Consider the following 12,481-nt stretch of genomic DNA (forward strand, 5'->3'; position numbering starts at 1 on the left):
GGTCTGGCAGCCGATCCGGGCGACCATCCTGGGTGGACTGTGGCAGATCCTCACCACCGCTGGACACGTTAACAACTGAAACATACTCACTGGGCCGAACGCGATCGTGCTGTGCCGTTGCCGTTACCCGGCCGATGGAGTGGCCAGTACTGGAAGTTGTCCACTACTGACCTGTCTGGGGGCCGCGGCGGGGTCTCACTCTGGAGCAAAGAAAGCCGCCCCAGGAGGTCACCGCCCATGACCCGTTATTGGAAGTCCCGATTACATCGTCCTTATCCAGGCCCCCGGTCAGCGCGCTTGATCGGCGTCACCGTCGGTCTGGCGCTGGTTGCCGCCGTACTTCAGATTCCCCAGGATTCCGACGCCGTACAGGCCGAGGATGTGGCCGCGGCCGCGGAAGTCCAGCTCGAACGTGCTGACGAGGCAGCGGCTCTTGTCACCGCCCGGATGACAGGCAAGCCGGTGCTGATCACCGGCAAGACCACCGAGACCACTGAGTACCGCGCGCTGCCATCGGGCCGGATCGAGGCGACCGTCGCCGCCGGTCCGGTCCGGATGCGCGACGAGGACGACGAGTGGATCGACGTCGACGTGACGCTGGAACGTCAGACCGACGGTTCGGTCGCTCCCAGAGCCCACCCATACGGGCTCAAGCTTGCTGGTGCCACCACCGGCAAGGGAAACCACGAATTGGTCGCCGTCGGGACAACCGGCGCGCGGTCCAGCCTCGGCTGGTCCGGACCGTTGCCGGCCCCCGAACTCGACGGCAACACCGCCACCTACCGCGAGGTGAAGCCCGGGGTGGACCTCGTCGTCGAGGCGACCCGGACGGGTTACCAACAGCACCTTCTGGTGAAGAACAAGGCGGCTGCTGCCCAGGTCAAGCAGCTCCGGATGCCGTGGAGGACCGACGGCATGACCACCAGGCTCGACGGCAAGGGTGGTCTGTCCGTCCGATCCACAAAGGGCGGGCCGAGTCGCGACGTACCGGCTCCGGTGATGTGGGACTCGACCGTCGACCAGGCCTCCGGTGAGCACACGCGCAGGGCTCCGGTCGGGCTCGGCCTGGCCAAGGACGCCCTGGTCCTGACGCCGGACACCGGCTTCCTCAGCGACCCGAAGACCGTCTACCCGGTGACGATCGACCCGTCGCAGAGCTCGGGTGCGAACTTCGACACGTTCGTCCAGAACACCTATACCAGCGACCAGTCCGCGGCGACCGAGCTCAAGCTCGGCACGTACGACGGCGGCACCAACAAGGCCAGGTCGTATCTGCGGTTCGACAACCAGGAATGGCTGTGGGACAAGCAGATCCAGGCCGCCACGCTGAACCTGTGGGAGAGCCACTCGTACTCCTGTGCGGCGGCGGGCTGGGAGGCGTGGCGCACCGCGGACGTCTCCAACACGGCGCGTTGGACCGTGCAGCCGGCAACCCTGGAGAAGGTCGGTACGTCGACCCAGACGAAGGGCTTCTCGGACTCCTGCGGGGACGGCTGGGTGACGATCCCGGTGACGGCCGCGTTCCAGTACACGGCAACAAACCACGCGACCAAGACGAATATCGGGATCAAGGCCGCCAGCGAGACCGACAGCACTGGCTGGAAGCGATTCGCCTCCCGGGAGGCCGCGGCCAATCCGCCATCGGTGACGATCACCTACCAGACCAAGACCGCCGTGATCGCCCAGGCGACCGCGCCGGAGACTGTCTGCGGAACCGGCGCCACACGTCCGTACATCTCCAGCCGCACGCCTCAGTTGCGGGCGCAGATCAGCGACGGTCTCGGCGCTCCGGTGTACGGAAACTTCGAGTGGCAGCCGATCGGCGGAGCCACCACCGCCGCCACCGAGGGCCCCGGCGCATCCGGCGCCTGGATGGGCACCGCCATCCCCAGCGGCGCTTTCGCCGAGGGCGGCAGCTACGCCTGGCGCGTGCAGGGCACCGACAGTACGACGCCCGGCGCGTGGTCGAACTGGTGTGAATTCACCGTCGACACCATCGCACCCTCAGCCGCACCGACTGTCTCGTCCACGACATACCCGGTCGGCCAGTGGTCAGGTGGAGCCGGTACGGCCGGGACTTTCACCTTCGGCGCCTCGGGTGTCGCCGATGTGGTGGCTTACGAGTACGGCGTCGACACCAACCCGCCGGACGAGGTGATCAACGCCGCCACTCCGGGGGCGACCACCAGCATCAGCATCACCCCGACCGCGGACGGACCGCACACGTTGTGGGTCCGGACCAGGGACCGGGCCGGTAACCGGTCGCCGCTGACGGCGTACGAGTTCGCTGTCGGTGGTGGTGCGGTGATCGCACCGAAGACCGGTGACATCAGCGCTGCCAAGACAGCGATCGTCGGCGTGGGCCGCAGTACCGCCACCGCCGTCACGTACCAGTGGCGTCGCGGTGACACCGACACGTGGGTGACGATCCCGGCTGCCCATGTCCAGGTCGCCGCCGGTGGTGGTGCGGTGACGTGGCCGCTGCCGAGCAGTGGCAACGGACAATTCCCGAAGCTGAACTGGAACCTGGAGGCCACGCTGGCCGCGATCGACGCCCAGTCGATCCCGCGCGACGGTCCGGTCCAGATCCGGGGCAACTTCACCGGTGGCACAGCCGCATCGTCGGGTGCGGTCAAGCTCACCTTCGACCGCAACCTCGCGACCGCGGCCACTGAAGAGATCGGTCCCGGTGAGGTGAACCTGCTGACCGGAAACGTCACCCTGTCCGACACCGATGTCTCGGTGGACTCCTACGGCAGCGATCTGACCGTCAACCGGACCTACAACACCCGTCAGTCGGCCAAGACCGACGACTCGGGCATGTTCGGACCGGGCTGGATCTCCGGTGCGGTCGTGGACGAGGCCCAGACGCCGTACACGTCCCTCGATGTCTTCGGCACCCTGATCCAGGTCGGAACACCCGATGGCGACACCGTCGGCTTCACAGCTCGGGACGGCGTCAACTTCGATCCCGAGGTGGGTCAGGCTTCGCTGAAGCTGACTTACGCGAGTACGACGGACACGTACAAACTCACCGACGAGCAGGGCTCGATCGTGACGTTCGGCCGGGTCACGGGAACGACTGCGGGCCAGTACTACCCGACGGCGACGACGCTGCCAGGCAGCAACCAGATCACGACGTACAACTGGGAGAAGGTGACGATCGGCGGTGTCGAGGTGGTACGGCCGATCCGCATGCTGGCGCCCGTTCCGGATGGTGTCAGTTGCGCGACGATGGCACGTGGCTGCCGGGCGCTGAACTTCACCTATGCCACAACGACGACGGCCACCGGAACCACTGAGGGCGACTACATCGGACGGGTGAAGGAGATCTCCTTCACTGCTTGGGATCCGGACCTTGCGACGCCGGCTCTGCGGACTGTGCCGGTCGCACGGTACAGCTACGACAATGCAGGCCGGCTGCGGTCGACCTGGGACCCACGGCTGGACTCCGGCACCACCCACATCGGAGACACCTACAGCTACCAGGCCGACGGTGTGCTCTCGACGATCAAGTCGGCCGGGCAGGAGCCTTGGCAGCTGACCTACACCACGCTGCCGAACGACCCCGCCATCGGCCGACTGCACAAGGTGTCCCGCTCCGCGCTGGCCGCAGGCACCGCTGTCGAAACCGTTGTCTACAAGGTTCCGGTGTCCGGAGCAGGTGCACCGAACGACCTGTCTCCTGGACAGACCAAGCGGTGGGGCCAGCCTGAGGCTCCGACTGACGCCGCGGCAGTCTTCCCGCCTGACCAGGTGCCCAGTGGCAACCCGGCAACCGGTGCGCTGCCGTCGAGCTACGAGCGGGCAACCGTCACCTACCTGGACGCCAACGGCCGGGAGGTCAACAAGGCGGCACCGGGCGGCAACATCAATGCCACCTGGTACGACGGTTTCAGCAACTCCGTTCGCTCATTGACGGCGGAGAACCGCAATCGGGCCCTGAACCAGTCGCAGTCGGACAACGACGCCGCGGAACAGAGCCTGGCGCAGGCCTACTCCACCGTGAACACCTACTCCCTGGACGGAGAACGGCTCGAGACCACACTGGAGCCTGAGACCGAGGTCCGGCTCAGCACCGGCGCCACCGCAAGGGGCAGGCAACTCACCCGCAACACCTACGACCAGGGCGCGCCCGCGTCAGGCGGTCCGTTCAATCTGGTCACCACCACGGAGACGCAGGTCCGGCTATGGGGTGCGGGCGGTACAGCGGTCGAGACAGATCGCCGGGTCACGACGACGTCGTACAACTGGTCGCTGCGGATGCCGACGGCAACGACCACCGACCCGGGCGGGCTCGGCCAGACCGTGCGTACGACGCTTGACCCTGTCACCGGTCTCGAAACCTCGACGACCCAGGTCGCCGGCGGTACGACGACCAACACCCCGGCCACGCAGAAGACGATCTACTACCGGGCCACCGCCGGATCGGGCTACAGCGAGTGCGATCTGCGGCCGGAGTGGGCGAACCTGGTCTGCCGGCTCCAGCCGGGCGGTCAGGCGGCCAGCGGGCCGGAGCTGCCGGTGAAGGTCCAGACGTACGACATGTTCAACCAGCAACGCCTACTGGTCGAGAAGACCAGCGCCGGCACGCTGCGGACCAGTACGACGAAGTACGACGCGGCCGGCCGGATCGTGGAGGTCTCCACCGTGGCGGCCGCGGGTCTCGGTACGGCGGTTCCGACCCTGCGCACCGTCTACGACCCGCTCAACGGCAACATCGTCAGGTCCCAGTCGGTGGTCGACGGTGTCGTCACGGCCGAGATCGTTCGCGGCTACGACACGCTCGGCCGGATCACGTCGTACAAGGATGCCGATGGCAACGTATCCACCACGACGTACGACCTGCTCGGCCGGGTGGCGACCAGTTCGGACGGCAAGGCCAACCGGACGTACGGCTACGACTACCGCGGTCTGCTCACCTCGGTGACCGACAGCCACACCGGCACCTACACCGGTAGCTACAACGCCGACGGGCACCTCGTCAGCGAGACCTGGCCGAACGGCATCAAGGTCGACACCCGGTACGACGAAGCCGGCGAGGAGGCCGGCATCACCTACACCAAGCCCGGGTGTTCCACAGGTGACTGCACGCTGTTCAGCGAATCGCAGACCGCGACAGCGCACGGCCAGACGGCCAGGCGGGTGTCCACGCTGTCCAGCCAGGTCTACCACCAGGATGCGGCCGGCCGGGTCACGTCGGTGGAGGAGACCAAGGGTGAGAAATGTGTGACCCGGACCTACGGGTTCAGCACTGCCACGGACAGGACGAGTGTCACCGAGTACGGTCCGGCTGCTGACGGCAGTTGCCAGACCACCACTCCGGCAAGCTCGCGGACGTGGACGTACGACACAGCCAACCGGGTGAACACGGCCGGCTACGTGTACGACGCTCTCGGCCGGACCACCACCGTGCCGGACATCGACACCGGCGCACCCGCGGCCGGGAACGTGACGGCGACCTACCACGCGGACGACCTGGTCGACACAGTCACTCAGGGCGGTCGTACGACGGACTACACCATCGATGTCACCGGCGAGCGGATCCGATCCTGGACCGACAACTCGACCGGTGAGGTGGTGACGAACGTCAACCACTACGACGAGGACACGGATTCGCCGGCCTGGACCCAGGAAGGCGAGAGCCGGTTCACCCGGGTCGTCGCCGGCCTGGCCGGAATGACCGCGATCATCGACAGCGACAGCGGCGTACCGGACTGGCAGATCGCAGATCTGTCCGGCGACATCGTGGCCACGGTCCACAGTGGTGACGAAGGGCTGTCCAGCACCAGCGAGTCCGACGAGTACGGCCAGGTCAGCGACCCCGAGGCCGTCGGAAAGCAGCGCTACGGCTGGCTCGGCACGCAACAGCGAGCCGCGGACGCACCGTCCGGGATCGTCCTGATGGGTGTCCGGCTCTACAACCCGACAACCGGGCGCTTCCTGCAGCTCGACCCCGTCTACGGCGCCAGCTGCAACGCGTACGAGTACACCTGCGCCGACCCGGTGGACAAGGTCGACCTGGACGGCAAGTGGCCGTGCTGGAGCAAGAAATGCTTGCTCAAAGCGGCCGCGAAGAAGTGGAAGGCACTCAAGAAGAAGATCAAGAAGAACAAGGTCGTGCGCTGGGTCTGGCGCAAGGTCGTCAAGAACCAGTACGTCAGAGCCTGCGCCAGGGGCGCCGGTCTGGGGATGTTGAGGAAGTCCTTCTGGGCCAAGTTCCACCGGGCCCCGTACAAGATCGGCCGCTGGGGCGCGCAAGGCTGCGCGGTCGGCGTCATCCAGAAGTACGTCTGGAAGAAGGTTCGGCAGTGGAGGCCGAAGTACCCCTTCCCGCATTGGGGCAGTTACGGATAAGCCGCCGCTGATCCGCTGATCCACCGCCCCGGGCGGCCCGCAACTGGGCCGCCCGGGGTCGGGTCAGTAGGGCGGCGAGGCGTCAGGGTTTGGTGATGGTGTAGCGGATTGTGTCGTTGCGGAGTACGTCGCCTGAGACCTTGACGATGCGCAGGGTGTGCTGGCCGTCCTTCAGGCCGGTGGCGGTGAAAGCCTGCCGGGCTGTGACCCGGGCATCGTTGTGGAGGTCCACGCGGCGTACGAGCTTGCCGTCGAGGTAGACATCGGCTTCGCCCTGGTCCGGGGCGAGGGCCGTGTCCCACTCGACGCCGTTGCCGGAGAAGGTGAAGTTGATCGCCGCGCCGTTGGCGGTCGCGTAGTGGACGTCGTCGCGGTAGTCGCCCCGGAACCGGAAGTCGAGCGCCGCGCTGCCGGCCGGCAGAGTGGACAGGTACGCCTTGCTGATCGTAACGGTCGAGCCGTCGACCGTGTAGTCGGTCCCCTTCACCAGGTCCTGGCCGCCCTTCGAGACGCCGGCCAGCTCGCCCGGGTCGCGACCGATCTGGACGCTCACATCGGCCGGAGCGGACTTGTCGAAGGTCGCCTTGTCCGGGGTGAGCAGGCTTTCCTGCCGGACGTTGAGCTTGTCGAGCAGCATGAACTGGCCGGACTTCTTCACGCCACGGATCGTGTGGTTCCCGTTCGGCAGGTCCGAGCTGCTGTAGACGACCTGCTGCGGTTTGTTGTGTCCCTGCGCCGGATCCAGGTACGTACTCACGGTCTGCTTGAACTGACCGTCGATGTAGATGTCCACGTCACCCTGACCACCGTCGGTCTCGGTCACGTAGTCGATCCCGGTGCCGACGAACGAGTACGAGAACGAGTCGCCGTTGGTCTCCGTCCACTGCACGTCGTCCTGGTAGTCGCCGAGACCACGTCCGCCGCTGTAGTTCCACGAGCCGGTGTAGACGATCTGCGAGTTGTTGTTGTTGATCTCGACGGTCCGGGTGCCGACATCAGCGGCTTGCGCGGCCGAATCCGTCACGGCGACGGTCAGGGCCTGCGACACGGCCGGGACCTCGTAGTTGTCGTTGCGCTGCCAGGTTCCGTCGTACGAGACCCGCAGGTCGTCGTCGTTGACGCGGATCGCCGAGTTCTTCTGCGGGGTCACCTTGAACAGCCGGGTGCCGTGGACCGGCACGTTCTGAGCGGTGTAGCCGGAGGTGAACTGGCCGAGGTCCTTGTGTGCCCACAGGTCGCGGACGCGAGCCGCGCCGTCCAGTCCGAGGTCCGCCCAGTTCACCGTCATGTCCGCGTCGGCCTGCCCGAGGTTGAAGAGGGCAACGGTGTACGTGCCGTCACCGTTGAGCGCGAACCAGGTCTGCCGGTTCGTCTTCATCGACAGCGGTTGCGCGGGCCGTCCGGCCTGGTCGACACCGATCGCCTCGCGGTTCGTGAGCAACTCGAGGCCGTACGAGTCGAGCCGGGTCAGGTCGTTGCCGACGTACATCGGAGCGGCCGAGATCGCCCACAGCGTTGCCGCTGTACGACGTTCGTCCTTGGTCAGCCCGTCCATCTGGCCGTTGCCCACATCCAGCGAGTCCAGGTCGTTCCAGCCGCCCGGCCCAGCGTGGCGCCACCAGTCCGCCAGCTTCGGGAACAGCCGGTTGATGTTCGGCCAGGCCGTGAGCGCCTGACCGGGGCAGTAGCACTCCACGTCCCACTCGATCCGCCAGCCGTTGGCGTACTGCTTCCAGTAGTCCGCGTAGTTGATGTCCAGAGCCCACGACAGTTCGAGCCAGATCTTGTGCCGAGCCAGTGCCTGCGACCACGCCTTGACGTCGCCGCGAGCGTCGAGCGAAAGATCGCTGATCCCCGATCCCGGCGTCACGCTGTCGAACTTGAGGAAGTCGACGCCCCAGGCGCCGTACAGATCGGCGATCGAGTCGATGTACTTCTGGGCGCACGGTTTCGAGAAGTCGATCCGGTAGCCGATACCCCAGTAGTCCGCCTTCTGCAGCGGTTGGACGGCGAGGTCGCCGGTCTTGCACTCGGGGGCGCCGTACACCGGAAGGTTGGCGTCGATCAGCGCCTTCGTGATGCCGGGGATGCCGTAGAGCCCGACCTTCTGGCCGTTGGCGTGGATGTGGTCGATCACCGCCTGCAGGCCGTTCGGGTACAGCGTCTTGCTCGGCACCGGCCGGCCGTACTCGTCGTTGCTGCCGTTCCACCCAGCGTCGATGTTGATGTGGTCGTAGCCGTACGGCTGGAGCTTCTGATGCATCGCGTCGGACTGCTCGATCAGCTTGGCCGCCGAGATCCAGCCCGGGCCGTCCCCGCTGTACACCTGCATGCTGTAACTGCTCCAGCCCATGTAGGGCTTGAGCGCCTGCTCCCCCGCCGGTCCGCCGGTAGCACTCGCCGCGGTGGCGATCGCGGCCGGCGCCGGTACGGCGGACGACGGCGCAGCCAAGCCGGCCGGAATCAGCCCGGCGACTGCGAGACCCACAAGCGCGCCTCGTAGAGCCCATCTGGTCATGAGCGGTGACCTCTCTGACGATCTGACCGCCGAGCCCCAAGGTTCCCGGCACGAACCCGAGAACTCGGATCCGATAGGATATTGGAACCTTTACTTAACCCTGTCAAGATATCAGCGAGATCCACCCTGGGCATATCGTCGGCCCTGGACGCGTTCTTGGTGACATGAGTGATTGGAATACGCAGACCATCACCGAGTTCCGGGCGAACGAGGGCCGGGTCGGTGGTCCCTTCGAAGGCGCACCGATGGTCTTGCTGCACCATCGCGGCCGCAAGAGTGGGCGGGAGTACGTCGCCCCGACCATGTACCTCCCACACGACACCGACCCCGATACCATCTACGTCTTCGCATCCAAGGGCGGAGCACCCACCAACCCGGACTGGTACGTCAATCTGACGGCCGCGGGCAAAGCCACCATCGAGCGTGGAACCGAGACGTACGACGTCATCGTCCACGAGCTGACCGGCGCCGAACGCGACCGCGTCTACGCCGAGCAGGCCCGCCGCTACCCGGGTTTCGCCAAGTACGAACGCCAGACCGCCGGCATCCGCACGATCCCGGTCCTCGAGCTTCGGCGCGGCTGATCTAGGCCACGGTCACCGTGCCGCGGATCGGGGTGGCTGAGCCGGTCCACCAGAGGAGGCTGCCGTCGGCGTCGGAGCCGGTGAGGGTCCAGGTGTAGCGGCCCTTGGGGACCAGGCGGCCGGCGGAATCCCTGCCGTTCCACGCGACCCGGGCGGCTCCGACAGTGGTCGCACACGACAACGTCCGCTTCACCGTCGCACCGCTGGTGATCGTGATCTTGCAGGTCGGCAGGGCCTTGCTGATCGCGAACTCCGGCGTCCACTGATCGCTCTTCCCGTCGCCGTTCGGGGTCAACGTGGCGGATCCGAGCGCGTTGCCGAGGTAGCGCGGTCTTGCCGTGAACGCCGCCACCGGCGTCAGCTTGGCGATCCTGTCGAGCCCGGACCAGGCGACGCTCTCGTCGAAGGCGTCGTACGGCGTATCGGTCGGGCCGATCGCCGTCACGGTCGACGTACCGAGTCGCCAGGCCCTGAGGACGCGCGGATCATCGAGCGTCTGCTGGGTGTCGTGGAACAGATAGCCGCTGGTGAGCCGGATCGATCCGGTGTGCTGGCTGGCCCGTTCCACCACCGCCGAGCCGGTCATGATGCGGTACCCGATCTTCGACGTGGCGCAGTTGCCGTAGTTGTCGTTGCCGGTACAGGTGGCCCAGCCGACGATCGAGCCGTTGACGTCCAGCCCGACGACCCGGGGGGTGCCCACGCCCTTCACCTGAACCACGGCGCCGCTGGAGAGATCCTTGCGGTAGATGCGATTCGATGAGTCGGCGTAGACCAGGTAACTACCCCACAGAGCGGCGGGCCGGTCACCTGCGAAAGCTCCCAGGTCTGTGTTCAAGCCGGTACGGACGTCGAAGAGCATCAACCGCAGGTTGTCGTAGGTGTCCCAGCAGATGCCGGGATCACAATTGACGCCGGTGTACAAGCCCTTGACCCACAGGAACCGGGACCCTGACAGCCGGAACGGCAGTGAGTTGAGTCGCTGGACCACCGCCACCTTCGCCTGCCCGTCGAACATCCTGGTCTTCACGCCGTCGTCGGTGATCAGCCATAGATCGCCACCCTTGTCCACATACGCCGTACGGCGGCCGTCGCGGGCGATCCGGCTGTCCCCGACCTCAGCGACGGTCTTCTGCGCAGCAAGGCTGAAGGCAGTGCCCGACTTGGTGAAAGTCCTTCTGCTCAAGGTCAGCCGCGGCGCTTCGCCGACCTGGCCCTGGTTGTCGACGTACGCGACAGTGGACGCACCGATCGCCACGTTCCGCGTCTCCGGGGGCAGCAGGCCCACGGTGGCGATGCGGGTCCGCGGCTGGCCGGACGCGACGACCTGCATCGCGTCGATGCCGGGCGAAGCGCCGTACGTGTCGACGAGGAACCGGCTGCCGTCGCTGGCCACGCTGACCGAGCCGTCGAGCGCACTGCCCGCGCCGATCGTTCCGGCGCGGCACTGGGTCCACATGTCGTCGCACCCGGCCCATCCGGTCGCGGCACCGGCGATGGCCGTCGTGTGGACCCGGAAGTCGTCCACCCGCGACACCGTCGCCGGCCCACCGGTCGTGGAGGAACGGACGACGTAGCTCGACTTGATACCGGGCTCGTCGTAGGCGAGCTGCGCCCAGGTGACCACGGCACCGGCAAGGTCGAAGCCCTGCGCGTAACGGCTCCGGCCGCCGGTCTGGATCACCTGCGGCTGGTCGGGAGCGGCGTACGAGCGGTACTCGAGGGTCAGGGAACCGTCGGATGCCTCGTTCGCAACCACGACGTACCCCGTCTGGTCCGCGGCGGCGAGGGTGTAGGTCCCAATGCCCGGTGCTTGGCCGATGACGCGGCAGCCCGTAGCGTCGGCCGCGACCCGCTGGCCGTCCTCCGACAGCCAACCGAACGACGTGAACGCCGCGCCCTGCGCCGATCGGAACGACGTCGCCGGTTGCGGCGCGTCGTCGCACCGGCGAACGGTCGTGCTGCCGACGGTCAGGTACCTGATCTTCCCGTCCGGGTTGAACGGCGCGTACGCCTTGTCACCCGCGAGGAAGCGGAAATCCGAGGACACCTCGTACGGCGCTCCCCCGGCCGGCTTCAGGTAGGTGAACTTGTAGGCCCCCTCGTACGGCGGCCGTTCCACCGAATACAGCATCCCCGCGGAGGAAGCCCCGAGAATCGTGATCCGCGGCATCAGCGACGGGATCCGGTTGACGCTCACCGTCCCCGCCGGATCCGCGAGCGTCTGCGCCTGCCCTGCCGGTGCGATGACGACCAACCCCACCGCCAACGCCACGACAACCCCCGCAGCCGCCCCCAGCCACCGCCTGCCTCTCCCAGCCATGCCCGCTCCTCACCCCTAGCCCTACCAACCCTGATGCAGACCGCACACCAAAAGTTGCGCAGCCCAGAACCCTAGGGTTCGAGCAGGTCTTTCAACGCGGCCGTCATGGCGGCGACGAGGTCGCGGTTCGGGTCGATGAGCCATTGGAGTTGGAGGCCGTCCCAGACGGCGACCAGGGACTCCGCGATGGAGTAGGGGTCTCGGGGGTTGGAGATGCGGCCCTGCTCCTGGTCTTGGCGGATGTCGTCGGCCAGCGTGGCGATCGTCAGTTCGTACCGACGCCGGAACCACTCGTGCGCCGGGTGATCCGATGCTGACGACTCCGCGGCCATGAGGGCGAGCAGTCTCAGCATTTCGGGCCGGTCGATGTTCCGGCGCACGAACTGCAAGACGGCGTAGGCGACGCCCTCGTTCCTCCGGTCGGTCTGGAACGAGTCGGCGTGGGCGGAATCGGCGCTCTCGAGGACAGCCACCAGGAGGTCGCTCTTGCTCGGGAAGTGATGGACGACGGCGGTCAGACTCAGGTCGAGCTGCTTCGCGATCTCCCGCAGCGACCCACCTCGGTAGCCGCGGGCCGAGAAGACGGAGGCCGCGGAAGCGACGATCTCGGCCTGGCGGCGCGCGCTCTTGGCGTACGGGCCGCGCCGCGGTCGACTCGCTGTCTGATCGCTCATGGTCGCAACCCTATGCGCCCGTCCG

5 protein-coding genes are annotated in these 12,481 nt (G+C 67.0%); 2 read left to right on the plus strand and 3 right to left on the minus strand.

What is annotated here, in order from left to right; translation table 11 throughout:
• The first annotated feature begins 237 nt into the window (after positions 1 to 237).
• On the plus strand, positions 238 to 6,357 hold the full coding sequence (locus tag EV646_RS07605; RefSeq protein ID WP_132145423.1) for a DNRLRE domain-containing protein: 6,120 nt from the start codon (positions 238 to 240) through the stop codon (positions 6,355 to 6,357).
• Between the two features lie 82 nt (positions 6,358 to 6,439).
• Here the strand turns inward: EV646_RS07605 and EV646_RS07610 are convergent, their stop codons facing one another.
• Positions 6,440 to 8,845, minus strand: a complete 2,406-nt coding sequence (locus EV646_RS07610) for a X2-like carbohydrate binding domain-containing protein (RefSeq protein WP_241995525.1) — start codon at positions 8,843 to 8,845, stop codon at positions 6,440 to 6,442.
• A 194-nt stretch (positions 8,846 to 9,039) separates the two neighbouring features.
• Between EV646_RS07610 and EV646_RS07615 the strand changes: the two genes are divergently transcribed.
• Positions 9,040 to 9,459: a nitroreductase family deazaflavin-dependent oxidoreductase gene (locus tag EV646_RS07615; protein ID WP_132145427.1), complete on the plus strand. Its 420-nt coding sequence runs from the start codon at positions 9,040 to 9,042 to the stop codon at positions 9,457 to 9,459.
• Position 9,460: 1 nt separating this feature from the next.
• Here the strand turns inward: EV646_RS07615 and EV646_RS07620 are convergent, their stop codons facing one another.
• Together EV646_RS07620 and EV646_RS07625 are read right to left on the minus strand one after the other, a co-directional pair.
• Complete coding sequence (locus tag EV646_RS07620; RefSeq protein WP_132145429.1) at positions 9,461 to 11,782, minus strand: FlgD immunoglobulin-like domain containing protein; 2,322 nt, start codon at positions 11,780 to 11,782, stop codon at positions 9,461 to 9,463.
• A 71-nt stretch (positions 11,783 to 11,853) separates the two neighbouring features.
• Complete coding sequence (locus tag EV646_RS07625; protein ID WP_132145431.1) at positions 11,854 to 12,456, minus strand: TetR/AcrR family transcriptional regulator; 603 nt, start codon at positions 12,454 to 12,456, stop codon at positions 11,854 to 11,856.
• Positions 12,457 to 12,481 lie beyond the last annotated feature (25 nt).

Origin of the sequence: Kribbella antiqua (assembly GCF_004345665.1) — a bacterium.
Lineage (GTDB): Bacteria > Actinomycetota > Actinomycetes > Propionibacteriales > Kribbellaceae > Kribbella > Kribbella antiqua.

Bases quoted from the DNA above. Each gene is read 5' to 3' on its own strand.
- EV646_RS07605 (WP_132145423.1), top strand. From the start codon at position 238: ATGACCCGTTATTGGAAGTCCCGATTACATCGTCCTTATCCAGGCCCC.
- EV646_RS07615 (WP_132145427.1), top strand. From the start codon at position 9,040: ATGAGTGATTGGAATACGCAGACCATCACCGAGTTCCGGGCGAACGAG.
- EV646_RS07620 (WP_132145429.1), bottom strand. From the start codon at position 11,782: ATGGCTGGGAGAGGCAGGCGGTGGCTGGGGGCGGCTGCGGGGGTTGTC.
- EV646_RS07625 (WP_132145431.1), bottom strand. From the start codon at position 12,456: ATGAGCGATCAGACAGCGAGTCGACCGCGGCGCGGCCCGTACGCCAAG.